Source organism: Streptomyces sp. NPDC090798 (assembly GCF_044768965.1).
Classification (GTDB): Bacteria; Actinomycetota; Actinomycetes; order Streptomycetales; family Streptomycetaceae; genus Streptomyces.
Genome location: NZ_JBIVXA010000002.1, coordinates 281,294 through 306,003, shown reverse-complemented (window position 1 = coordinate 306,003; position 24,710 = coordinate 281,294). Strand labels below are relative to the sequence as shown.

18 protein-coding genes are annotated in these 24,710 nt (G+C 70.9%); 11 read left to right on the top strand and 7 right to left on the bottom strand.

The features are described 5' to 3' along the window. The first annotated feature begins 114 nt into the window (after nucleotides 1-114). Both ACIQTP_RS05605 and ACIQTP_RS05600 read left to right on the top strand, forming a co-directional pair. Complete coding sequence (locus ACIQTP_RS05605) at nucleotides 115-1,446, top strand: wax ester/triacylglycerol synthase family O-acyltransferase (protein WP_403396594.1); 1,332 nt, start codon at nucleotides 115-117, stop codon at nucleotides 1,444-1,446. 126 nt (nucleotides 1,447-1,572) lie between these two features. Next, the gene (locus tag ACIQTP_RS05600; RefSeq protein WP_402033918.1) at nucleotides 1,573-3,096 is read left to right on the top strand and encodes an SDR family NAD(P)-dependent oxidoreductase; all 1,524 of its coding nucleotides are present in this window, start codon (nucleotides 1,573-1,575) and stop codon (nucleotides 3,094-3,096) included. An 8-nt stretch (nucleotides 3,097-3,104) separates the two neighbouring features. Here the strand turns inward: ACIQTP_RS05600 and ACIQTP_RS05595 are convergent, their stop codons facing one another. The 4 genes from ACIQTP_RS05595 to ACIQTP_RS05580 all read right to left on the bottom strand — a co-directional run bounded on the left by ACIQTP_RS05595 (nucleotide 3,105) and on the right by ACIQTP_RS05580 (nucleotide 7,514). Further along, nucleotides 3,105-4,718, bottom strand: coding sequence for a serine hydrolase (locus ACIQTP_RS05595; protein ID WP_403396592.1), 1,614 nt, complete (start codon nucleotides 4,716-4,718; stop codon nucleotides 3,105-3,107). Nucleotides 4,719-4,827: 109 nt separating this feature from the next. After that, a complete protein-coding gene (locus ACIQTP_RS05590) occupies nucleotides 4,828-5,676 on the bottom strand; it encodes an SDR family oxidoreductase (protein ID WP_403396590.1) in 849 nt (282 codons plus the stop codon). A gap of 25 nt (nucleotides 5,677-5,701) precedes the next feature. Beyond that, entirely contained in the window at nucleotides 5,702-6,157 is a 456-nt protein-coding gene (locus ACIQTP_RS05585; protein WP_402033913.1) for a hypothetical protein, read from the bottom strand. Nucleotides 6,158-6,263: 106 nt separating this feature from the next. Further along, on the bottom strand, nucleotides 6,264-7,514 hold the full coding sequence (locus ACIQTP_RS05580) for a permease (protein WP_403396588.1): 1,251 nt from the start codon (nucleotides 7,512-7,514) through the stop codon (nucleotides 6,264-6,266). A gap of 568 nt (nucleotides 7,515-8,082) precedes the next feature. Here ACIQTP_RS05580 and ACIQTP_RS05575 point away from each other — a divergent pair. Next, the gene (locus ACIQTP_RS05575; RefSeq protein ID WP_165853954.1) at nucleotides 8,083-8,256 is read left to right on the top strand and encodes a hypothetical protein; all 174 of its coding nucleotides are present in this window, start codon (nucleotides 8,083-8,085) and stop codon (nucleotides 8,254-8,256) included. Between the two features lie 59 nt (nucleotides 8,257-8,315). Next, complete coding sequence (locus ACIQTP_RS05570) at nucleotides 8,316-8,798, top strand: GNAT family N-acetyltransferase (RefSeq protein WP_403396586.1); 483 nt, start codon at nucleotides 8,316-8,318, stop codon at nucleotides 8,796-8,798. A gap of 61 nt (nucleotides 8,799-8,859) precedes the next feature. Here ACIQTP_RS05570 and ACIQTP_RS05565 read toward each other — a convergent pair whose 3' ends face one another. Further along, nucleotides 8,860-10,203, bottom strand: coding sequence for an amidase (locus ACIQTP_RS05565; RefSeq protein ID WP_403396584.1), 1,344 nt, complete (start codon nucleotides 10,201-10,203; stop codon nucleotides 8,860-8,862). Nucleotides 10,204-10,455: 252 nt separating this feature from the next. Here ACIQTP_RS05565 and ACIQTP_RS05560 point away from each other — a divergent pair, with 252 nt between their 5' ends. Beyond that, entirely contained in the window at nucleotides 10,456-12,795 is a 2,340-nt protein-coding gene (locus ACIQTP_RS05560) for an alpha-L-fucosidase (protein ID WP_403396582.1), read from the top strand. Between the two features lie 235 nt (nucleotides 12,796-13,030). On the opposite strand, the gene ACIQTP_RS05555 is transcribed toward ACIQTP_RS05560, so the two are convergent. Beyond that, on the bottom strand, nucleotides 13,031-14,074 hold the full coding sequence (locus ACIQTP_RS05555; RefSeq protein ID WP_403396580.1) for a LacI family DNA-binding transcriptional regulator: 1,044 nt from the start codon (nucleotides 14,072-14,074) through the stop codon (nucleotides 13,031-13,033). A 220-nt stretch (nucleotides 14,075-14,294) separates the two neighbouring features. Between ACIQTP_RS05555 and ACIQTP_RS05550 the strand changes: the two genes are divergently transcribed. The 6 genes from ACIQTP_RS05550 to ACIQTP_RS05525 all read left to right on the top strand — a co-directional run bounded on the left by ACIQTP_RS05550 (nucleotide 14,295) and on the right by ACIQTP_RS05525 (nucleotide 23,845). After that, entirely contained in the window at nucleotides 14,295-15,587 is a 1,293-nt protein-coding gene (locus ACIQTP_RS05550) for an ABC transporter substrate-binding protein (protein WP_403396578.1), read from the top strand. 8 nt (nucleotides 15,588-15,595) lie between these two features. Beyond that, nucleotides 15,596-16,492: a carbohydrate ABC transporter permease gene (locus ACIQTP_RS05545; protein ID WP_403396576.1), complete on the top strand. Its 897-nt coding sequence runs from the start codon at nucleotides 15,596-15,598 to the stop codon at nucleotides 16,490-16,492. A 68-nt stretch (nucleotides 16,493-16,560) separates the two neighbouring features. Next, on the top strand, nucleotides 16,561-17,478 hold the full coding sequence (locus tag ACIQTP_RS05540) for a carbohydrate ABC transporter permease (protein ID WP_382004009.1): 918 nt from the start codon (nucleotides 16,561-16,563) through the stop codon (nucleotides 17,476-17,478). A gap of 37 nt (nucleotides 17,479-17,515) precedes the next feature. Further along, nucleotides 17,516-18,775 carry a glycosyl hydrolase gene (locus ACIQTP_RS05535; RefSeq protein ID WP_403396572.1) on the top strand — a complete coding sequence of 420 codons (1,260 nt, stop codon included), beginning with the start codon at nucleotides 17,516-17,518 and terminating at the stop codon, nucleotides 18,773-18,775. Beyond that, complete coding sequence (locus tag ACIQTP_RS05530; RefSeq protein ID WP_403396570.1) at nucleotides 18,772-20,784, top strand: endo-beta-N-acetylglucosaminidase; 2,013 nt, start codon at nucleotides 18,772-18,774, stop codon at nucleotides 20,782-20,784. The genes ACIQTP_RS05535 and ACIQTP_RS05530 overlap by 4 nt, the downstream gene beginning before the upstream one ends. Before the next feature lie 43 nt (nucleotides 20,785-20,827). Then, nucleotides 20,828-23,845 carry an alpha-mannosidase gene (locus tag ACIQTP_RS05525; RefSeq protein ID WP_403396568.1) on the top strand — a complete coding sequence of 1,006 codons (3,018 nt, stop codon included), beginning with the start codon at nucleotides 20,828-20,830 and terminating at the stop codon, nucleotides 23,843-23,845. A gap of 40 nt (nucleotides 23,846-23,885) precedes the next feature. Here the strand turns inward: ACIQTP_RS05525 and ACIQTP_RS05520 are convergent, their stop codons facing one another. After that, nucleotides 23,886-24,587: a FadR/GntR family transcriptional regulator gene (locus tag ACIQTP_RS05520; protein ID WP_402033888.1), complete on the bottom strand. Its 702-nt coding sequence runs from the start codon at nucleotides 24,585-24,587 to the stop codon at nucleotides 23,886-23,888. Nucleotides 24,588-24,710: the final 123 nt, after the last annotated feature.

Here is a 24,710-nt window from a genome sequence, read left to right as displayed (position 1 = left end):
GGGGGGCGGGACTTAATCTGCTGTTAACTGAGCGTAGCTTGATCGTACTTGACCGTAATCGCCTGTCGGGGTTTGACTGCTTGCTCACCCTGTCGTCGACGCGAGAGCAAGCCTTTGACTCCTGATCTCCTCGCACCACTCGACCTGGCGTTCTGGAACATCGAGTCCGCCCAGCACCCGATGCACCTCGGCGCCCTCGGTGTCTTCTCCGCGCACTCGCCGACCGCGGGCGCGCACGCCGCCGAACTGCTCGCCGTCCGCGCGGCCGGGGTGTCCGGGCTGCGCATGCGGATCCGCGACGTCTGGCAGCCCCTCGCCTTCCCGCCCAACTTCGGGAGCGCGGCCCGGGAACCCGCGCCGGACTTCGAACCCCTCGACCACGTCCGGCTGCACGCGCCGACCGCGGACTTCCCCGCCGCCGCGGGCCGGCTCATGGAACGCCCGCTCCAGCGCGGTCGGCCACCGTGGGAGGCGCACGTCCTGCCCGGCGAGGACGGCACCTCGTTCGCCGTGTTCTTCAAGTTCCACCACGCGCTGGCCGACGGCCTGCGGGCGCTGATGCTCGCCGCCGCCCTCATGGACCCGCTGGACCTGCCCGAGCCCCGCCCGCGCCCCGCGGAGCCGCCCCGCGGACTCTTCCCGGACGTCCGCAAACTGCCCGACCTGGTCCGCGGAACCCTGTCCGACCTGGGCCGCGCCCTCGACATCGGCAGTTCCGTCGCCCGTGCCACTCTCGGCGTCCGCTCCTCGCCCGCCCTCACCTCGCAGCCCACCGGCACCCGCCGGATCGCGGGCGTGGCCCTCGACCTGGACGATGTGCACCGCATCCGCAAGAGCGTCGGCGGCACCGTCAACGACGTCCTGATCGCCGTCGTCGCGGGCGCCCTGCGCAACTGGCTCGACGAACGCGGTGACGGCAGCGAGGGAGTCGCGCCCCGCGCCCTGATCCCCGTCTCCAGGCGCCGCCCGCGCACCGCGCAACCTCAGGGCAACCGGCTCTCCGGTTACCTGATACGGCTTCCCGTCGACGACCCGGACCCGCTCGGCCGGCTCCGTTCGGTGCGTACGGCGATGGACGCCAACAAGGACGCGGGACCCAACCGGGGAGCGGGCGCCGTCGCGCTGCTCGCCGACCATGTGCCGCCGCTCGGCCACCGCCTCGGCGGTCCCGTCGTCGGCCAGGCGGCCCGGCTGCTCTTCGACATCCTGGTCACCAGCGTGCCGCTGCCCAGCCTCGGCCTGAAGCTCGGCGGCTGCCCGCTCACCGAGGTCTATCCGCTCGCCCCGCTGGCCCGCGGCCAGGCGCTGGCGGTGGCCGTGTCGACGTACCGCGGACGGGTCCACTACGGGCTCGTCGCCGACGCACAGGCCGTGCCGGACCTGAACCGGCTGGCCCGCGCGCTGTCCGAGGAGGTGGAGACGCTGATCATCGCCTGCGGCCCCTGAAAACGGCCTGCGGGGACCCGTTGATCATCTCGGGTTTGGCGCCTTGCCCCCTTGCTCCGTAAAATTCCGCCTTCGAAAGCGAGCGCGGTTCGAGCGCGGCGCGAGACCCGAGGAACGGCACACGCGATGACGGTGACAGAGGACGGCCAGGCGGCTCTCGCCGTGGACACGGCTGAGGACGACCGGGCGGCTTTCGCCGTGGACGGGGAGGCGGTCTCCCACGGGCCGGGCATCGACCCGGAGCGGCTGGCCGTCTGCCTCAGCGTGCTCGACGAGCTCGACAAGATCGAGGTCGACCACCCGGACGCCATCGCCGTGCGCCGCGCCACCGCGGGCATCTACCGCACGGTCAAGCAGCGCCGCCGCCAGGAGCGAAGGGCCGCCAAGACCGCCCACGACAAGGCCGTCACCGAGTCCACCGCGACCGGTTCCGCCCAGCGCATCGACGACGAGACCGAGGGCATCCTGCCCTCGTCCGTCACCGACGCCGGCGAGATCGCGGGGATACTCCAGCGCCCGCGCTCCTGCTACATCTGCAAGAAGCGGTACGTCGAGGTCGACTACTTCTACCACCAGCTCTGCCAGGACTGCGCCGCCGAGAACCGCGCCCGCCGCGACGCCCGCGCCGACCTCACCGGCAAGCGCGCGCTGCTCACCGGCGGCCGCGCCAAGATCGGCATGTACATCGCGCTGAGGCTGCTGCGCGACGGCGCGCACACCACCATCACCACGCGCTTCCCGAACGACGCGATCCGCCGCTTCAAGGCCATGCCCGACAGCGACGAGTGGATCGGCCGTCTGAAGATCGTCGGCATCGACCTGCGCGACCCGGCGCAGGTCGTGGCCCTGGCCGACTCGGTCACCGCCGAGGGCCCGCTCGACATCCTGATCAACAACGCTGCCCAGACCGTACGCCGTTCCCCGGGGGCCTACAGCGAGCTGCTCGCCGCCGAGTCCGGCCCGCTGCCCGCCGGTGAGCTGCCGCCCGCCGAGGTCATCGGCACCTTCGGCTCCGGCGCGGTGGCCGCGCTCCCGGTCGCCGGGGGCGGCGCGCTGACCGCGCAGGACGTCACCGACCTGGCCCTGGTGTCCGGCTCGGCCTCCCTGGAGCGGATCGCGGCCGGTACGGCCATCGACGCGGGCGGGCTCGTGCCCGACCTGCACGACACCAACAGCTGGATCCAGTCGGTCGAGGAGGTCACGCCGGTCGAGCTGCTGGAGGTCCAGCTCTGCAACTCGACGGCCCCCTTCATCCTGATCAGCCGGCTGCGCGCGGCGATGGCGGCCTCCGGGGCCGACCGCACGTACATCGTGAACGTCTCCGCCATGGAGGGCGTCTTCAATCGCGGCTACAAGGGCGCGGGCCACCCGCACACCAACATGGCCAAGGCCGCCCTGAACATGCTCACGCGCACCAGCGCCCAGGAGATGTTCGAGAAGGACCGCATCCTGATGACCGCCGTCGACACCGGCTGGATCACCGACGAGCGCCCGCACCCCGACAAGATGCGTCTCGCCGACGCGGGCTTCCACGCCCCGCTCGACCTGATCGACGGCGCGGCCCGGGTGTACGACCCGATCGTGCGCGGCGAACAGGGCGAGGACCTGTACGGCGTCTTCATGAAGGACTACGCGCCCGGCAAGTGGTGACCGCACGCTCAGCCACGGGTGAAGGTGCCCAGGCCGTCGTGGTCCCAGGCCTCGACGGTCACCCGCGACGCCTTGGAGCCACCGGACCCCGGTGAAGCCGGACCGACCTTGAAGGTCACCCCCGAGGATCCGGTCGCGTTCTCGCCGACGGTCCGGAGACTGAACCTGTCGCCGTCGTAGTGGGTGAGCCGGAACCTGGTGTGCTTCGGGCCCAGGCTCATACTGAGTTCGCCGTTCGCGGCCGTGACGGTCAGCGGACCGTAGTAGGCGTTGTCGTACGTGCCCGTGTACGTGTCGAAGGCACGGGCCGCGGACGCGTTCCGCGGGGGTCTGGCGTAGTCGGTGGGGGAGCGGTCCCGCTGTTCCTGCTGCCGGTAGACCCGGTCGATCAGGGGCAGCCAGTCCGTCGTGGGCTTCCCGTACTGGGCGGTGTCGAAGAAGTCCAGCGCGACCGAGTCGGCGAGACCCACCGGCGCCCCGTTGGTCAGGACGGTGATGCCGAGCTGCTCGCCGGGCAGCATCGTCACATTGGTGTTGGCGCCGAGTTCGAAGGCGCCGGAGTGGCTCAGGCGCAGCCGGCCCTGGTCGTCGTAGCCGACGTTCCAGCCGAGGCCGTAGAAGCCCGCGCGGCCCGCCGGGGCCTGCGGGGGCTGGGCGACGATCTCGGGCAGGTGGGTGCGCTCCAGCGGTGCGGCGGGGATGATCTGCCTGCCGTCCAGCTTCCCGTTCGCCAGTTGCAGTCGCATCCAGGTGGCCATGTCACGGGCGGTGGAGCTCGCGCCGCCCGCGGGCGACTGGGCGTCGGCGTCCCGGACGTACTTTGGCTGCCAGGTGCCGTCCGCGTTCTTCACATGGGTGACGGCCTTGTCCTTGGCCCGGTCGTAGTCGGAGAAGCGGGAACTGGTGTTCTTCATGCCTGCGGGGCCGTACAGCGTGTCCTGGGAGAGCTTCTCCCAGGAGGTGTCCTTCGCGTTCGCGACCGCCTGGGCCGCGGCGGTGACCCCGTAGTTGGTGTAGGCGTAACTGGCGCGGAACGGGCCGAGCGGCTGGTACTTCAGGTGGTCCAGGATGTACGTCCGGTCGTAGCCGAGGTCTTCGAGGAGGTCACCGGAGTGGTCGGGCAGGCCGCTGCGGTGCGAGAAGAGGTCGGCGTACGTGACGTGTGCCGTGACCCAGGGGTCCTTGAGGGTGAAGCCGGGCAGATGCGCGGCGACGGGGTCGTCCCAGGCGAGCGTCCTGCCGCCGACGACCCCCGCGACGACGGTCGAGGCCAGCGGCTTGGACAAGGACGCGAGCTGGAAGACGGTGTCCGGGTCAACGGCCCCGGACCGTCCCACCCGACGCTCGCCGAAGCCCTTGAGACAGACCACGCGGCCCTTGTGGACGACGGCCACGGCGACGCCGGGAACGCCGGTCTTCTTCATGGCGTCCCGCACGATGCCGTCGAGCTTGCCGACGGCATCGTCCACCTGGGCCTGGGTGAGCCGCTGCGGCAGCTGGGCCGGCGGGGCCGCCGCGACGGCGGAGCCGGAGGCGGTGCACCCCGCGCTGAGCAGGGACGCCGCGGCGGCCGCGATCAGCGCCGTGCTTCGGTGGTGTCCCGCCCGTCGCCGCACACCCATGGTCACCATTGAACGCGCGCTGTGAGGCTTTGTCCTGCGGAGTCGGGCGGGGGCCGTACGGGAGCCCTGCGGGAGCCGGGCCCGAAGCCGGTGGGAGCCGGGATGGCCGCTACGCGTCGGGCGCGCGGGTCCGCAGGCGTTCGTGGACGGTGTCGGCGGGGGAGTGCGCGGACCGGACCCGGGTCCCTCCGTCGACCAGCAGATCGGCGCCCGTGATCCACCCGGCCGCGTCCGAGGCCAGCCAGACCACCGCCCGCGCGATGTCCTCCGGCCGGCCGATCCGGCCCAGCGGGAGTCCCGCGCCGAGCTCGTCCTCGGCGTTCTCCCAGACGAACCGGGCCATCTCGGTGCGCACGAGCCCCGGGGAGACGGAGTTCACCCGCACCTTCGGGGCGAGCTCGCCGGCGAGCTGCTGGGTGAGGTGCAGGAGGGCCGCCTTGCTGGTGCCGTACGCCCCCACGTTCGGCCCCACATGCCCCGCGCCCTCCGTGCACACGTTCACGACCGCGCCGCCGTGCTCGCCCATCCAGGCCCGCCAGGCACACTGCACCAACCGCAGCGGGGCCTCGACGTTAACCGTGAACGCCTCGCGCCAGCGGTCCGGATCGGTGTCCATGAGCGGCCCGTACGGCTGGTTGGTCGCGGCGTTGTTCACCACGACGTCGATGCGCCCGAACTCCCGCAGCGCCAGCTCGGTCAGCTCCCGCAGATGCGCCGGATCGGCCACCGAGCCCGCGAGTCCGACGCCACCGAGCCGTTCGGCGGCCCGGCCCACCGCGTCCGGGTCCCGGGCCGTCACACACACCCGCGCTCCCGCCCGGGAGAGCTCCTCGGCGACGGCGAGACCGATCCCGCGCGAGGCTCCGGTGACGATGGCGCTCCTGCCCTCGAGGCCCTGGGCGGTCCCGCCCGGAAACCTGTCGGTGGCCCTGCCCCCAAGCCCGTACGGCGTCGTCATCCGCGTACCGTCTCATGACGGACCGTCAGTCGACAGCCCCGAGCCGCGAGTGCTGCGCCGCCACCAGCTCCAGCACCGTGCGCCAGTCCTCCAGGACCCCGGCATCGAGACCGGCGACCCTGCCCGACTCGTCCGCGTGGCGCAGGCTCAGCACGTCGTCGGTGTCCGCGTCGTCGGCCCATCCGCCGGCGGGCAGGCGGACGAGCCGGGAGACCCGCTCGCCGAGCAGTGGCCGGACCAGATCCGCCGCCAAGTCGGCGTGTCCGGCCGTGTCGCCGGGCCGCAGCAGGTGCCCTACGGCGTGGACCAGGCCCGCCACCTGGAGTTCCTTGTCCGCGGGACGACTTCGGCGCAGGAGCGCGGCGGTCTGCAGGGCGTGGTCGTGCAGATCGACTCGGCCGCCACAGCGGCCCGGGCTGTCCCGGGCGCCCCGGCAGGCGTGCAGCAGATCCATCAGCTCCTCGACGCTGCGCAGCTCCATGCGTCAGTCCTCCCGAGTCCTCCCGCGGGAAAAAGCCGTTTCCGGGCGCCAGCAGATCATGGCTGCCTTGCGAATCGGCCAACGGGACCTGAACTGCGCGCCGTGTTCAGTGGTGCCCGTGGTCCTCCGCCCCCGCAGCTCCGTGCCCGTGGCTGCCGCCGTCCGGCGCCGGTGCCCCGTGATGGTGGCCGTCCGCCCCGGGGGCCTCGTGGTGGTGACCCTCCGGCTCCGGCTCCCCGCCCATCATCCGCAGCATCGCCGGGCCGCCCGTGCGCAGGAACCGCCACACCAGGGCCGCGGCCAGCAGCAGGAAGACGATGTTGAGCCAGGTCGTGTAGTTCCAGGAGACGCCCTCCATGGGGATCTTCGCGTCCGCCTGGTCGGGGATGAGCCCGAGGCCGCCGAAGAGGAACTCCACGACGTATCCGGCGAGCACCATGGCGGCGTAGAAGGTGACCAGGAGGAAGCCGGTCATGCGGAGCCCGTAGTACTTCCGGTAGATGTTCAGGATCGGCAGGATCAGCAGGTCGGCGAAGATGAACGCGACCACACCGCCGAAGCTGATCCCGCCCTTCCACAGCACGACGGCCAGCGGCACGTTCCCGATGGAGCAGACGAACGAGGCGATCGCCACGAGCGGGCCGACCAGGGGACCGATCAGCTTCGCGGCGAGCGGATGGCCGTCCAGGAAGAGGGACTGCCAGAACGCGTCGGGCACCCAGGCCGCGATCGCGCCCGCGATCAGCAGGCCGATCACCAGGTCGCGCAGGATCGCCGCCCACTCCATGACGAACACGTGCGCGACGGAGGTGTAGCCGTCGCGCGAGAGCAGCCGCCGCACGAACGAGCCCTGCGCCTGGATCGACATGTCCATCGCGGCATGCCCTTCCATCGACCCGGCGAGCCCCCGTTCCGCCTGCTCCCGGGCCTCGCTCAGCAGCCGTTCGCGCAGAAAGATCCGGAAGAGCACGGCCAGCACCACGATCATGATCGGGCCGCCGACGAATTCGGCGACCGTGAACTGCCAGCCCATCAACAGGGCGAGGATCACGCCGAGTTCGACGACCAGATTGGTGGAGGCGATCTCGAACGCCATCGCCGCGGTGAAGTTCGCGCCCTTGCGGAACAGCGAGCGGGCGAGCGCGACGGCCGCGTACGAACAGGACGAGGACGCCGCGCCGAGCCCCGCGGCCAGCGTGAGGGTCCGCGGCCGGTCGTCGCCGAGGAGCCGCACGATCGTCGCGCGGCGCACCACGGCCTGGACGACGGCGGAGAGGCCGAATCCGAGGATCAGTGCCCAGGTGATCTCCCAGGTCATCGACCCGGTGATGGACAGTGCGTGCAGGATCGCGTGCATCGGCCTCACTCTTTCCCGTCCGGCTTCCCCGATTTCATCGGGACTATACCCCCTAGGGGTATCGGATGCCGGGTGATGGTCGGGCGGGTCACGCCGGTTCAAGCTTCCGTAAAGACTTTGGAGGGTCGCCCCAAAGGGAGGCCGGGGCTCCGCGGGTCGGACCATCACCCCTGTCCGGGCGCCGGGTTGAGTCTTCCCACCCTGGTCGCGGGAGGTGTGGCGCTATGCCGAACGGGTGGCGCGCGACGGGGGATACATCATCAAATAGACCCAGATCGAGGGCCGACGGACACTGAACGACGCAAGACGGTTACCTCGTGTTTTCAGCCCCATCGAGCGGGCACCCGCTCATTTGGTTACCCTGTACCGGACGGACAGCCTGCAGGGGTTCCACCCACACCCAAGGTCCGTCCCGGGACAGCCGGTCACCACGGACTGCTCTCACACGAGTTACCGGCGCCACCGCGTCCTTAACTGCCTTCGACTCAGACCCGAGGGGATGTCAGGCGACCGGAAGCAGACTGGCCCTGTACGTCCCGAGGGTGACCCGACACATAAGGAGTGCGCGGTGACACCGGAGAAGACGAATCGCGATCAGCGCCCCAAGGAACGCACGGAGCGCGGAGGCCGGCCCGAGAAGAAGCTCGGCAGCCTCGACGTGTGGGCCAGGTCCGCCCCGATCCGGCTCGCGGGATACGAGGACGACCTCGCCGAGCCCCACATCCTGCCCAGCGTGGACTGACCGCTCACGGCGGGACTCATCGCGATCGCCGACGGCATGGGCGTGCCGGACTCACGCCCATGCTGATCAGAGAAGCCGCGGCCGACGACTGGCCGCGGATCTGGCCTTTCTGGCACCGGATCGTCGCCGCGGGTGAGACCTACACCTGGGACCCGGGCACCTCCGAGGAGGCGGCCCGGGCCCTGTGGATGGCACCGGGCAAGCGTGTGTACGTCGCCGAGGACGCCACCGGAGCGGTCGTCGGCTCGGCCTACGTCACCCCCAACTACGGCGGTCCCGCCGCCCGCCTCGCGGGCGCCGGATTCATGGTCGACCCCGACCATGCCGGACTCGGCATCGGCCGCGCGCTCGCCGAGCACGTCCTCGCCGCGGCGAAGGCCGACGGTTACCGGGGCATGGTCTTCAACGCCGTCGTGGAGACCAATCCCGCCGTCAAGCTGTGGACCGCGCTCGGCTTCACGATCCTCGGCACCGTGCCGGACGCCTACGAGCACCCCCGGCACGGGCGGGTGGGACTGCACATCATGTACAAGGCGCTGTGAAGCCCCTACAGGGACAAGGCGCTGTGAAACCCCCCGCGCTCCTAGGGCGTCTCGCCGTTCCTCAGTCCAGTGGAGCCGTCCGCCGCCACGGCCGAAGCCTCTCCAACTGCCCAGCCAGCTCCAGGAGTTCGAGCTCGGATCCAGGCCGTCCGACCAGCTGTACGGCCGCCGGCGCCCCGCTCGGCAGGGTCCCGAACGGCACCGCCATCGCGGGCCACCCGGTCAGGTTCCACGGCGGCGTCAGCGGCGAGTAGCTGGTGTTGACCAGCACATTGCGCACCCAGCCCCGCTCGTGCCACGGCGCGGCGGCCGGCCCCCGCCGTGCCAGGGCCGGGGTCAGCAGCACGTCGTGCTCCGCGAAGAACGGCTCCAGACGCCCGCGCAGCCGCTCGCGGCGCTCAGCCGTGCGCACCCCGGCCACGAAACGGCGCCCCACGGCGGCGTGCACCCGAGTCCGCCGGGTGAGCCGGCGCGGGTCGAGGTCCTCGGCGTCCACCGCGGTGCCCGCCGTCCAGTGCATCAGCGCGGCGGTGCCCAGCCAGTAGGGGTACGGCGGGTCGGCGGGCCGCACCTCGTGGCCCGCCCCGGCCAGCAACTCGGCGGCCTCCCGGGCCGCGTTCGCGTAGGGGCGGCCGACACTCACGCCGACCAGCGGACTGCGCACGGAGACGGCGACCTTGCGGACGAGGTTGCCCGAGGGGCGTATCGCCTCGGTGTCCGCCAGGACCGCGAACATCAGGCGGGCGTCCTCGACCGTGGTCGCGAGCGGCCCGTTCTCCGACATGCCGAACCAGTCGCCGTGACCGATGCCCGCCGGGATCGTGCCGTGGCCCGGCTTGAGGCCGACGATGCCGCAGTTGGCGGCCGGGATACGCAACGAGCCCATCCCGTCGTTGCCCAGCGCGATCGGCGCCATCCCGGCGGCGACCGCGGCCGCGCTGCCGCCCGAGGAGCCGCCGGCCGTGCGCGAGGTGTCCCAGGGGTTGCGGGCCGTGCCGTGCACACCCTCTGAGGTGCCGAAGACGCAGAGCTCGGGCACGTTGGTCAGACCCACGACCACGGCGCCGGCCGCCCGCAGCCGCGCCACCGTCGGATGGTCGTGATCGGCGGGGGTGTCCGCAGTCGCGGCGGATCCGTTGCGGTTCGACTCGCCGCGCACCGCGAGGTTGTCCTTGACGGCGACGGGCACCCCCGCGAGGGGGAGTTCGGCCAGATCCGCGCGGCCGGCCAACTCGTCGGCCTCCGCGAGCGCGGCCTCGGACCGCACGACACGGAAGGCACCCACGCGCGCGTCGAGCCGCTCGATCCGCGCGAGGTGTCCGGCCACCACCTCGCGGGGCGTGGCCCGCTTCTCGCGTACGGCTGCGGCGATCTCGGTGGCGGTCCGGCCGGCCCAGCTGTTCACGGGTGCTCCTCGGGGACAGGGGATTACTGGTGAGTACGAGGAGCACTGTGCCCGGCGACGGGGTGCCGCGTCGAGAGCCGTCGCCCTTGGACATCCGGATCGGTCTTCTCGGACTTTCGCGTTCACGCTTTTCCGGTATCTACGCAGAGTCGCAGATCATCCGATCACTTGCTCAACTATTGTGCCTACCCGCCCCATTGACAGGATCCGGTGGCGCCTCAATCATCAAACATCCGATGAATTGGAGCCGCTATGAGCACGTATCCAAGACGTCAGGTTCTGGGCGCCGCGGCGGGAGTGGCCGTCGCGGCCACTCTTCCCCTCGCGACCACAGCCGAAGCACGACCGGTCGTCGAGCCGCACGGACAGTGGGTCGCCGTCCCCGACCCGATCCCCGTGCCGCTCGACGCGTACGTCGACAACGACGGCATCGACACCGCGGCCGCCCCCGGCGGCAGCTTCGACGGCTCGGGGTACACGTTCCCCGGCGAGGAGCTCCCGGCGGGCCCCGTCGAGGTGGACGGCGTCGCGTTCGTCTTCCCTTCCTCCGCCGTCGGCGCCCGCAACAACGTGGTCGCCCTCGGCCAGCGCGTCGACCTCCCGAGCGGACGCTATCTCTCGGCCCACTTCCTCACCGCGGGCAGTTACGGCGACGCCTCCGGCCGGGCCACCGTGCACTACGCCGACGGCACGACGACCACCGCCGGGCTCGGCGGCGCGGACTGGTACGCGACGGGCGGGTCGCTGTCGGCCCCGTTCCGCTACCGGCCGGACGGCACGAAGGACGACCACGGCGTGGGGATCGGCACGGCCGAGGTCTGGATCGACCCCCAGCGTGAGGCGGTCGCCCTCACCCTGCCGACCACCAACCCCGCCGAGGCCGGCAAGGCCTCCCTCCACATCTTCGCCCTCTCCCTCCAACCGGCGGCCCAGGGACGGGCGTTGGCCCTGCGGGACGCGCACTCCACCTTCTCCCTGCTGGAGTCGAGCGGCGCGCAGAGCGTGGAGGCCACCGTCGTCAACGCGGGCACGGTCGCCGTCCTCGCCGGCGACCGGGTGTCGGTCGGCGTCGACGTGCCGGGCGCCCGTACCGTCGAGCCCGCGCGCGTCATCCGCCTCGACCCCGGCGAGCAGGCGCGCGTCCGGGTCGGCATCCGCAACCGCGTGGGCACGGCACCCGGCAGCGCGCGGCCCGGAAAGGTGACCGTCACCGGAAGGGGGCAGCAAGTCACCTCCACCGGGCGCGAGTTGACCCTCGGCGTGCCCGACTACCAGCCCACCGAGAGCTCTCTCTCCGGCCACCAGGCCCCGTACTGGTTCCACCGGGCCAAGTTCGGCATCTTCATCCACTGGGGCGTCTACTCGGTACCCGCCTGGTCTCCGGTCGGCAAGCAGTACGCCGAGTGGTACTGGAACCACCTGCAGAGCCCGGACAACGCGGTGTACGCCTACCACCGGGACACCTACGGCGAGAGCTTCGCCTACGACGACTTCATCCCGATGTTCACGGCGGAGAAGTTCGACCCCCGGGCCTGGGTGGAACTCTTCCGTGACGCCGGAGCCCAGTACCACGTCCTCACGTCCAAGCACCACGAGGGCTTCGCCCTGTGGGACACCAAGGTCTCCGACCGCAACGCCGTGAAGATGGGCCCCAAACGCGATCTGATCCGTGAACTCTTCGACGCCTCGAAGAAGTTCACGCCCGAGCTGCACCGCGGCCTGTACTTCTCCATGCCCGAGTGGTTCAACCCCGACAATCCGTGGATGGGCCACGCCCCGCGCAATCCGTACACCCTGGAGCCGCTCCCGTACACCGGATACACAGCGGGCAAGGACTATGTGAAGGACTATCAGGCCCAGCAGATGCTGGAACTGATCCACGGTTACGACCCGTCCCTCATCTGGTGCGACATCGGCGGCGCGAACGACAGCCTCCATGTCCTCGCCGAGTACTTCAACCACGGCAAGAACAGGCCCAAGCCGTACGAGGTGACCGTCAACAACCGTTCGGGGATCGGCTTCCACGACTTCACCACCCCCGAGTACACGACGTACGAGAACACGGTCGTCGCGAAGTGGGAGTCGAGCCGGGGACTCGATCCCTTCAGCTACGGCTACAACAAGGCGACACCCGACGCCGCCTACATGACCGCCGAGGAGGTCGTCCACAGCCTGGTCGACATCGTGTCGAAGAACGGCAACTTCCTGCTGGACATCGGCCCCCGCGCGGACGGCACCATCCCGGAGATCATGCGGACCCGGCTGCGCGAGACCGGCCGCTGGCTCAGGACCAACGGCGAGGCGATCTACGACACCACGTACTGGTCGCGGATGGCGCAGCTCGGCGAGGACCTGCGGTTCACGGTCCGGCAGAACGAGGCGTTCTACATCCACTCGCTGACCGCACCCGGCGCCAGACTGACCGTCGAGGCGCCAGTGCCGATCCGCGGCGGGGACAAGGTGACGATGCTCGGTCACGACCGGCCACTGACCTGGACGGTGAACGGCGGGTCGCTGGTCATCGACGTACCAGAAGCGGCCCGCAAGGCGGGGCAGTACGCGTGGGTGTTCAAGGTGCAATGGCATGGCTGACCACGGTCGAGCGCTGGCTGAACGTGGCGATGAGACCAAGTCGACTCATCGCCCCGGGCTACCCGTTGATGAATGCCGCCTACTCCGGAGCCTTCGGGTGACGCGGTCCCGGCGGACCGCGCGGATCGCGGAGTTCGCGCTCCATCGCTCACGGATCTGACGCGTACGGGGGTGGATGCCCCCGTACGGCGTCCACCCCTCACCGGCGCCGGCTCCGCGTCCACCCCTCACTCTCTCAAGCCCCGCAGGGCCCCGTACTCTCCCGTTCGATCAGCCGCGGCACCGGTACCCGCACCGTCCGGGCGGGACCGCCGTCCAGTAGGGCGGTGAGTTCCTGGGCGGCCGTGCGGCCGAACTGGACGGTGTCGCGGGAGAGGGCGGACAGCCAGGGTTTGACCATGCGGCACAGGGGCGAGTCCTCCCAGGCGACGACCGAGACGTCGCCCGGTACGGAGAAACCGAGTTCTGTGGCGGCGGCGACGCCGGCGACGGCCATCACGTCGTTGTCGAAGACCAGCGCGGTCGGCGGGGTGTCGCTCTCCAGGACGCGGCGGGTGACGGCGGCGCCCTCCGCGTCCGAGTAGTCCGTGGGGACCGAGCGCACCTCGGTCAGACCCCGCCGCTCGGCCTCCGCCCGCAGGGTGCGGATCCGGCGCTCGGTGTGGGCGAGCCCCGGCAGGCCCGCGATGTGCACGATCCGGCGGTGGCCGAGCGCGTACAGCTCGTCCACCACCGCGGCCATCGCGCCCGCGTCGTCCGCCCAGACGGTGGAGATCCCCGGATGTCCCGCGTCCGGTACGCCGCCGATCACCACGGCGGGCAGACCCAGCTCCTCGAGCAGCCCCGGACGCGGGTCGTCGGTCCGCGGGTCGACGACCATGACTCCGTCCACGCGGTGCTCGGCCCACCAGCGCCGATAGACCCCGCACTCGTCGGCCACGTCCTCCACCACCTGGAAGAGCAGGCCGAGATGACGCTCGGCCAGCACTTCCTGGATGCCGGAGATCAGCTGCAGGAAGAACGAGTCCACGCCCAGGGTGTCGGCGGGACGGGCCACCACGAGACCGACCGTCGCCGCGCCCTCGCCGGACAGCTGACGCGCCGCCGTACTCGGCCGCCAGCCCAGCTGTTCCGCCACGCGGCGGACCCGGTCACGGGTGATCTCGGAGACCCCGGGCCGGTCGTTGAGCGCGAAGGAGACCGCGCTCTCGGAGACGCCTGCGCGCTGCGCGATGTCCTTCATCGTCGGTCGGCGCGCGGGTGACCGCTTGGCTGGCAACCCTGTTCCCCGTTCTGCTGAGCTGGCGTACTAATGCGCTTGAGCTGAGGCAATCTAAAGCGCATTAGTGATCGATTGCAAGAGGCTGGAGGAACGTCTGTGACCAGCTAAGTTGCGGCACTAATGAATTTAGCTGGGCCAAATCCATTGACTTGCCACGCGAGTTGGCTGCAAGGTCTGCCCCGGCACCGTTACCCCTGCTGCAAGAGGAGCCCCATCCGTGCGCATCTCCCGCAGAGCTCTCGCCGCCGCTGCCACCGTCGCCGTTCTCCTGCCGCTGAGTGCCTGCGGTTCCGGGAGCGACGGCAGTGGCTCGACGGACGCCTCCGGCAAGGTCGAGGGCGACATCACCTTCCAGACCTGGAACCTGAGGGCCAACTTCAAGTCGTACTTCGAGGGCGTGATCGCCGACTTCGAGAAGAAGTACCCCGGCACCCATGTGAAGTGGGTCGACCAGCCCGCCGAGGGCTACGCCGACAAGATCAGCGCGGACGCGGCCGGCGGCACCCTGCCCGACGTCGTCAACGTCTCGCCGGACCTCGTCGCCCCCCTCGCCAAGGCGGGCCTCGCCCTCGACCTCGACAAGTCCGCCGCGCAGTACAAGAAGGAGTACCTGGACGGCGCCTGGGCCAGCCACCAGATACCGGGCATGACCGGCACGTACGCCTTCCCCTGGTACCTCAACACCGGCCCGCTCTTCTACAACAAGTCGCTCTTCAAGGGGGCCGGCCTCGACGCCTCCAAGCCGCCGACGACGTACGACGAACTCTTCGCCGACGCCCTGCAACTGGCGAAGAAGAGCGACGGCAAGGTCGCCACGCTCGCCAACGTGCCCACCATCGAGGACTTCGGCCGCTACGGCGTCGAGCTGATGAACAAGGAAGGCACCGCCTTCGCCTTCAACGACGCCAAGGGAGTCGAACTCCTCACCAAGTACAAGGAGTTGTACGACGCGAAGGCGCTCGACCCACAGGCGCTGACCGCGACCCCGGAGTCCTCGGGCAAGAAGTTCCTCACCGAGGCCGTCGCCATGAACCCCGGCAGCGCCCTGGACCTCGGCAACTTCAAGAAGCAGGCCCCGAACCTCTACAAGAACATCGGCATCACGGACCAGATCACCAGCACCGGCAAGGTGAACATGTACGTGATGGGCGTGATGGTCAACTCGCGCACCAAGCACACCCCCGCCTCGGTCGCCTTCGCGCACTTCGTCACCGACGCGCAGAACCAGATGTCCTTCGCCAAGAAGGTCGCGATCTTCCCGAGCACCGCCGGCTCGCTCGACGACCCGTACTTCACCAAGGAGGACGGCACCGACGAGACGCGCGTGCGGATCGCCGCCGCCAAGTCCCTCAAGAACGCGGTCAACTACACGCCGGTCCTCTTCAGCGAGCAGATGAAGACCGCGCTGCGCAACGAGGTCGCGAAGGCCCTGCAGGGCAAGGAGAGCCCCAAGACGGCTCTTGACAACGCTGTCAGGGCCTGCGACACGCTGCTCAAGCAGCAGGGCTGAGCGGGGCCATGGCGAGTTCCTCCAGCACCGCCCGTGTACGGCGCCAACTGCCGGCCAGCCCCTGGCTGCTTGCCGCCCCCGGCCTCCTGGTCGTGGGCGTGTTCATCCTCTATCCGTTCGTCTCGACCGTGGTCAACGCCTTCACCGACCGCCGCACCCTGATCCCGGGCACGTTCGTGGGCCTCGCCAACTTCCGCGAGCTGCTGCACGACGACATGTTCTGGATCGGGCTGCGCAACAGCACGCTGTACGTCCTCGGGGTCGTCCCCGCACTCGTGCTGCTGCCGTTGCTGCTCGCGCTGCTGGTTCAGAAGAACATCCCCGGCATCACCTTCTTCCGGTCGGCCTTCTACACCCCGGTGGTCGCGTCCATCGTCGTGGTCGGCCTGATCTGGGTGTGGCTCCTGGACGAACGCGGCCTGGTGAACTCGCTGTTGGAGTCGATCGGCGTCGGCAGGGTCGGCTTCCTCAGCGACCAGTGGCTGCTCCTGCTGAGCGCCATGGCCGTCACGGTCTGGAAGGGCCTCGGCTACTACATGATCATCTATCTGGCCGCGCTCGCCAATGTGCCACGCGAGCTGCACGAGGCCGCGTCGGTCGACGGTGCGGGCGCGGTCCGGCGCTTCCTCACGGTCACCGTGCCCGCCGTCCGCTCCACCATGGTGCTGGTCGCCGCGCTCTCCTCGGTCGCCGCCTTCAAGGTGTTCTCCGAGGTGTACCTGATGGCGGGTCCGGACGGCGGCCCGGCGGGCGAGGACACCACCCTCGTCATGCTCGTCCAGCGCACCGGCACCGGGCTGACCGGCCGGGTCGGCTACGCCTCCGCCATCTCGGTCGTCGTCTTCGTCGTCACCGTCGCGCTGATGCTGCTCGTGCTGCGCGCCGACCGCAAGGAGGACGCGTGAGCGCGCCGGAAGGAGGACGTGTGAGCGTACGGGAAGGCGGACGCGTGAGCGTGCGGGAAGGAGGACGTGTGAGCGTGCTGGAGAAGGAGCGCGACGTGGAGCGGCGTCCGCCGGCCGAGCGCGGGCCCCGTCGCCGCCGCATCACCGACGAGCACGGCCGCCGTGTCCGCGGCTGGGAACTCGCCCTGCGCTACCTGCTGTTGCTCGCCGTTCTCGCCCTGACCGTCGGCCCGTTCCTGTGGCAGCTGTCCACCTCGCTCAAGGGCCCGACCGAGGACATCTTCAGCTCACCGCCGAAGTTCCTGCCGGGCGATCCCACGCTGCACAACTACAAGCGGGTGGCCGACACCATCCCCGTGTGGGACTACGCCTTCAACTCCCTGAAGGTCGCGGGCGCCAACGTCGTCACCAACTGCGTCGGTTCGGCCCTCGCGGGCTACGCCCTGGCCCGCCTGCGCTACCGCGGCCGCCGCGTGGCGACCCTCGTGTTCATCCTCGCGATGCTGGTCCCCGTCGAGGGCATCATCATCGCCCAGTTCACCACCATGCGTGAGCTCGGCCTGAACAACACGCTCATCGGGGTCGTCCTGCCCGGCTGCATCGGCGCGATGAACGTCCTGCTGATGCGAGGCGCCTTCCTGAACCTGCCGTACGAGATCGAGGAGGCGGCCTTCGTGGACGGCGCGAACACCTGGCAGCGGTTCCTGCGGATCGCGCTGCCCTCGGTGAAGGGCACGCTCGCCGTCGTCGCGATCTTCGCCTTCATGGGCGCCTGGGACGACTTCCTGTGGCCCCTCATCGTGCTCAGCGACCCCTCGAAGTTCACCCTCACCATCGGCCTCAACTATCTGCACGGCACCTTCGCCAACGACGAACGGCTCGTCGCCGCGGGCACGATCATCGCCGTGGCACCGCTCATCGCCCTCTTCGCCTGCCTCCAGCGGTACTTCTTCCGCGGGGTGGGGGAGGGCGCCGTCAAGGGCTGACCTCCCGCTGTCCCGATTCGCTTCGCAAGGATCCCGCATGCCTTCTGCCGTGCGCTTCGGCGTCAACTACACCCCAAGCGAGGGGTGGTTCCACCACTGGCTCGACTTCGACCTCGACTCCGTACGCGCCGACCTCGACTCCATCGCCGCGCTGGGCCTCGACCACATCCGGGTCTTCCCGCTGTGGCCCTACTTCCAGCCCAACCGCGCGCTGATCCGCCCGCGCGCCGTCGAGCAGCTGCTCCAGCTCGTCGACGCGGCCGGGGAGCGGGGGCTCGACGTCAACGTGGACGGTCTCCAGGGGCACCTGTCGAGCTTCGACTTCCTGCCCGCGTGGACGCGGACCTGGCACCGGCGCAACCTGTTCACCGACCCGGAGGTCCTCGACGGCCAGGCGGCCTATCTGCGCACGCTCGCCGCGGCCCTCGCCGACCGCCCCCGCTTCCTCGGCATGACGCTCGGCAACGAGGTCAACCAGTTCTCGGCGGGCCCGCCCCATCCGGACCCCGACCGGGCGAGCAGCGCCCAGATCGACGACTGGCTGGAGCGGATGCTCGCCGCCTGCGAGGAGGGCGCCCCCGGCAGGCTGCATCTGCACGCCGAGTACGACGCCACCTGGTACCAGGACGACATGCCGTTCACCCCGGGCCAGGCCGCCCGCCGCGGCGCCGTCACGGCCGTGCACTCCTGGGTCTTCAACGGCACCGCCCAGCGGTACGGCCGTACCTCCGTGCCGACCGAACACCACGCCGCGTATCTGATCGAGCTGAGCAAGGCCTGGGCCGACGACCCGCGCCGCCCCGTCTGGCTCCAGGAGGTCGGCGCACCCGCCCCCCTGATCCCGCCCGAGCACGCCGCGGCCTTCACCGAGGCCACCGTCGCGGCCGCGCTGGACTGCCCCGACCTGTGGGGCATCACCTGGTGGTGCTCCCACGATGTCTCCCGCGACCTCGCCGACTTCCCCGAACTCGAATACGGGCTCGGCCTGTTGACCAACGACCGGCGCCCCAAGGACAGCGCACGGGCGCTGGCCCGCGCCGCCCGCGAGCTCCATCACACGCCCGCCCCCCGCACCACGGCGCTGATCGTCCCCGCCGACCCCGCCGTCCGCTCGCTCTGTGCCCCGGGCGGCCCCGTCTTCGAGGCGTTCTTCCGGCTCACCGCCGACGGCGCCCGCCCGACCACCGTCCTCGACGCGCGCGCGGACGACAAGGAACACCTCGCCGCGCGCGGCATCACCGAAGTCGTCAGTCCCGATCAGGTACTCCCCATCCCACAAGGAGAAACCCGCTCGTGAACCCCACCAGACGCACCGTCCTGCTCGCCGGCGCGGCCGCCGCGCTGCTGCCCGCCCTGCCCGGTCTGCCCGCGGTCGCGGCGACCGGTGCCGCCGCGACCGCGGCGCCGCCGTACGCCTCCTACTGGTACCCCGACTCGCTGCCCTCGGGCACCCCGGGCACCGGCATCACCTGGCGCAGCCTCAAGGCCTGGAGCGCCGCCACCGACACCGACCTGGCGTTCAACGCGTCGACCGTGCCGCTCGCCGCCCGCTTCACACCCACCCCGGCCAACACCACCGCCCGCAGCGGCCAGGCCCGTATCCAGTCCCTCGTCTCCTTCGGCCCCACGTCGAGCAACCCCTCGCAGGGCGCCGCCACCGCCGACTACTACGCCCTCACCCACTGGGCGTACCTCGACGAACTCGTCTTCTGGGGCGGCTCGGCGGGTGAAGGCCTGATCCTCGCGCCGAACGCCCCGATCGTCGACGCGGCCCACCGCCACGGCGTGCCCGTCCTCGGCAACGTCTTCCTGCCGCCCGTCGCCTACGGCGGACAGCTCCAGTGGACCCGCGACCTGGTGCAGAAGGACTCCACCGGGCACTACCCGCTCGCCGCGCAGCTCGTCGCGGTGGCGGCGGCGTACGGCTTCGACGGCTGGTTCATCAACGCCGAGACCAGCGGCGGGAACACCGCGCTCGCCACGGACATGCGCGGCTTCATGAACGAGCTGAAGACGCTCGGGACGGCCCAGGGGCAGCGCGTCACCTGGTACGACGCGATGACCGTGAGCGGCTCGGTGAGCTGGCAGGGCGCCCTGAACAACCAGAACAAGGCGTTCTTCCAGGCCGCCGACTCCATGTTCGTCGACTTCCGCTGGTCCCAGAGCAGCCTGGCCTCCTCCGCGACGACGGCTCGGCAACTCGCGCGCAGTCCCTACGAGTTGTGGGCGGGGGTCGACGTCGAGGCGAGCGGCACCGGCGCGTCCGTCAATTGGGACGCCATCGTGCCGAGCACCAAGGCTCACGTCACCTCGCTCGGCTTCTACCGGCCCGAGTGGACCCGCAACCACCTGCCCGCGAGCCGGACCCCCGGCGACTTCCACGCCGCCGACGACCTGTTCTGGACCGGCTCCTCCCTCGACCCCTCCAAGCCCAGCACGAGCGCGAGCTGGCGCGCCCCGGCCGTCGCCGTCGCCGACCGCTCGACGGTCGCCTCGCTTCCGTTCGCGACCGTCTTCAACACCGGCCACGGGCTGAAGTGGTACGAGGACGGCGAGGCCACCTCGGAGACGGCCTGGAACCACCTCGGCCTCCAGGACCGGCTGCCCTCCCGCCGCTGGGTCGTGCGGACGACCGGACAGCGCCCCGCCGTCACCTTCGACTTCGCGGACGCCTGGCGGGGCGGAAGCAGCCTGCTCGTCGATGGCGCCCTCGACGCGCCCACCACGCTGGACCTGTACGCGACGAGGCTGCCGCTCACCGCGGACACGGTGGTCGAGCTCACGTACCGCACGGACGCGGGCGCCGCCGCCGTGGAGCTGGCCGTCGCCACCGCCGAGCCGGGCGCGGCGGGCGGGGCGCCCCCGTACACGTACTTCCCGGTCACGTCCTCGGGCGACGGCTGGGGGACCGCCACCGTGCGGCTGTCCGGACTGAGCGGGACCGTGCACGCGCTGGGCGTGCGGCTGACGGCGAGCAGCGGGCCGGTGCGCTGGCGTCTTGGCGGGTTCGCGGTCCGCGATGCCGTGCTCACCCCCGCCGCACCCACCGACCTGCGCGTCACCGGCGCCGACGGAGGCAACCTGCGCTTCGCCTGGCAGGGCGCCCCCGGCGAAGTACGCCATTACGAGCTGTACCGGACGCTCCCCGACGGCACGCGCCGCTTCCTCGGCGGCACCTGCCAGAGCGCGTTCTACGTCGGCGGTCTCACCGCCGAGCAGGGCGAGTCGTCCGGGGGGTTCGAAGTACGCGCGGTGGGGGAGCTGTTCACCGTCTCGACCGCCGCCACGACCACCCACACCTGGTAGCAGGACCACCTTCCCGCACCATCTTCACCCCACGGAGCACCCCATGCATGACGACCGCACCCTGGTCGAAGCCCGCCTCAAGCGCGTCCTCGACGAGCGCATCCGACCCGCCGTGTACCCCGAGTCCGTGCCGCTGGACGTCGCGGTGTGGCACGCTCCCGGTGAGCCGGTGCCCGTCGCCGAGGGGCTTGCGGCCACACCCGAGCCGATCGAGGTGGGTGCGCGCTGGGGCGCTCCGTGGGGCACCAGCTGGTTCCGGGTCACCGGGACCGTCCCCGAGGCGTGGGCAGGGAAGACCGTCGAGGCCCTGCTGGACCTCGGCTTCGACGAGAACATGCCCGGCTTCCAGTGCGAGGGGCTCGTCTACCGGCCCGACGGCACTCCGGTGAAGGGCCTCAACCCGCGCAACCAGTGGGTGCGCATCGGTGCCCCCGTCGAGGGCGGCGAGGAGGTCCGGCTGCATGTCGAGGCCGCCTCCAACCCGGTGATCCTCGACTACCACCCCTTCCTGCCCACCCAGTTGGGCGACAAGGAGACCGCGGGCAGCGAGCCGCAGTACACCCTCACCCGGATGGACCTCGCCGTCCTCGACGAGACCGTGTGGGAGCTGGTGCTCGACCTGGAGGTCCTCGGCGAGCTGATGGCCGAGCTGCCGGTGGAGTCGGCGCGGCGCTGGGACATCCTGCGCGCGGTGGAGAAGGCGCTCGACGCGGTCGACCTGCAGGACGTGGGCGCGAGCGCCGCAGCGGCCCGCGAACGGCTGGCCGGGGTGCTCGCCGAGCCCGCCGTCCCGTCCGCGCACCGCATCAGCGCCGTCGGGCACGCGCACATCGACTCGGCGTGGCTGTGGCCGCTGCGCGAGACCGTCCGCAAGGTGGCGCGGACCACCTCCAACATGACCGCGCTCATCGAGGACGAGCCCGAGTTCGTCTTCGCGATGTCCCAGGCCCAGCAGTGGGCCTGGGTGAAGGAGCACCGGCCCGAGGTGTGGGCGCGGGTGAAGAAGGCGGTCGCGGAGGGGCGGTTCGTGCCCGCGGGCGGTATGTGGGTCGAGTCGGACACCAACATGCCGGGGTCGGAGGCGATGGCCCGTCAGTTCGTGCACGGAAAGCGGTTCTTCCTCGACGAGTTCGGCATCGAGAACGACGAGGCCTGGCTGCCGGACACCTTCGGCTTCGCCGCCGGGCTCCCGCAGATCATCAAGGCGGCGGGTTCCAAGTGGCTGCTCACCCAGAAGATCTCGTGGTCGCAGACCAACAAGTTCCCGCACCACACCTTCCAGTGGGAGGGCATCGACGGCACCCGCGTCTTCACCCACTTCCCGCCCGTCGACACCTACAACTGCTCCATGCGGGGCAGCGAACTCGCCCACGCGGCGAAGAACTTCAAGGACAAGGGCGTCGCCCGGCACTCCCTCGCCCCCACCGGCTGGGGTGACGGAGGCGGCGGCACCACCCGCGAGATGGTCGCCAAGGCGGCTCGGGTCCGTGACCTCGAAGGCTCCGCGACCGTGGTGTGGGAGACCCCGACGGAGTTCTTCAAGAAGGCCGAGGCCGAGTACCCCAACGCCCCTGTATGGGTCGGCGAGTTGTACCTCGAACTGCACCGCGCCACGCTCACCAGCCAGGCGAAGACCAAGCAGGGCAACCGGCGCAGCGAACACCTCCTGCGCGAGGCCGAGCTCTGGGCGGCGACCGCGGCCGTACGGACCGGATTCCCTTACCCGTACGAGGAGTTGGACCGCATCTGGAAGACGGTCCTGCTCCACCAGTTCCACGACATCCTGCCCGGCTCGTCCATCGCCTGGGTGCACCGGGAGGCGCGCAGGACGTACGAGCGGGTCGCCGAGGAGCTGACCGGCATCATCGACGCGGCGCAGCGCGCGCTGGCGGGTGAAGGCACCACGGAGCTCGTGTTCAACTCCGCCCCGCACCGCAGGGACGGGGTCCCGGCGGGCGGGGCCCTGCCCGCCGCCCTCGCGAGCGAGGTGGCGCTCGCGCCGCGTGTAGGCGGCGGCCACGTCCTCGACAACGGCCTCCTGAGGGTCGAGATCGACGCCCGGGGCCTGGTCGTCTCCGCCTACGACATCGACGCCGACCGCGAGACGATCGCCCCGGGACGCGCGGCGAACCTGCTCCAGATCCACCCCGACTTCCCGAACATGTGGGACGCCTGGGACGTCGACGAGTTCTACCGCAACACGGTCACCGACCTGGTCGACGCCGACGAGGTCGTGCCTGGTGAGGACGGTGTGTCGGTGCGGGTCGTACGGTCCTTCGGCGCGTCGCGGGTCACCCAGGTGCTGTCGCTCGCGCCGGGGGAGCGGCGGCTCGGCATCGACACCGAGGTCGACTGGCACGAGACGGAGAAGTTCCTGAAGCTCGCCTTCCCGCTCGACGTGCACGCGGAGCGGTACGCCTCCGAGACGCAGTTCGGGCACTTCTACCGGCCGACGCACACCAACACGTCCTGGGAGGCCGCCAAGTTCGAGGCGTGCAACCACCGGTTCGTGCACATGGAGGAGCCGGGCTGGGGTGTCGCGATCGTCAACGACTCGACGTACGGCCATGACGTGACCCGTACCGTCCGCGACAGCGACTCGGGTACGACCACCACGGTGCGCGTCTCGCTGCTGCGCGCCCCGCGCTTCCCCGACCCCGAGACCGACCAGGGCGTCCACCGCTTCCGGCACGCGCTGGTGCCGGGGGCCGGCATCGGGGACGCGGTGCGCGAGGGGTGGCGGATCAATCTGCCGGAGCGGCGGCTGAGCGGCGAGCGTGAGGTCGAGCCGCTGGTGGAGGTCGCGCAGGACGCGGTGGTGGTGACCGCGGTCAAGCTCGCCGACGACGGCAGCGGTGATGTGGTCGTACGCTTCCACGAGTCCCGGGGCGGGCGCACCAAGGCCACGCTGACGGCCGGGTTCGAGGTCGGGGACGTCACCGTGACCGACCTGCTGGAGCGGCCTCTCGCGGACGCCTCGGAGCCGCGGCGCGACGGTGACCGGGTCACTCTGTCGCTGCGCCCCTTCGAGCTGGTCACCCTGCGGCTGACGCGCGCCTGAGCGGTTGCGTGCCCGACCCCTTACGGGGCTGCGGATCCGGCTACCGCGTGAGCTGGGTCCGCAGCCACTGCTCCACTTCGCCCACGTGCGCGGCGGCGGCGGCCCTGGCCGCCTCCGGGTCGTGGGCCACCAGCGCGCGGTGGATCGCCGCGTGCTCGCGGCGCGTGCGCTCGAAGGCGCCCTCCTCCTCGTAGCCCCGCCAGACCCGGGCACGGAACGTGCGTGAGGACAGGCCCTCCAGGATGGCGGCCATGGTCTCGTTGCCCGCGGCGGCCGCGATCTCGCGGTGGAAGGCCAGATCGTGGGCGAGGATCTCCTCCGGGTCGTCCGTCGCGTTCATCGCCAACAGGTGTTTCTCGACCTCGGCGAGCTGGTCGGCCGTGATCCGCGCGGCGGCCAGCGCGGTCGCCGTCGACTCCAGGATCCGCCGCACCTCCAGCAGCTCGACCAGCTGTGGCCCGCGCGAGAGGTCGGCCACCACGCCGAAGGTCTCCAGCAGGTCCCCGGCCTCCAGCTGGGTGACGTAGATGCCCGAGCCGTGCCGGGCCTCCAGCACACCGAGGACCGTGAGCGCGCGGATCGCCTCGCGCATCGAGCTGCGGGACATGCCCAGCTGAGCGGCCAGATCACGCTCGGTCGGCAGCCGCTGCCCGGGCTCCAGCCGGCCCTCGCCGATCATCGCCTTGATCCGCTCGATGGCGCGCTGTGTCACGGTGCCCTTCTGCGGGGCCGACTCGTCCACGCCGTCTCCTCCTGTTGCCGGGTGCGCCGCAGTCTAACCACCGGAGTGGTCGGACCACTACGGCTGATAACGCGGAAATTATGGCGCACGGGGGTGTTGCGGAGGCGAAGTGGTCTGATAAAT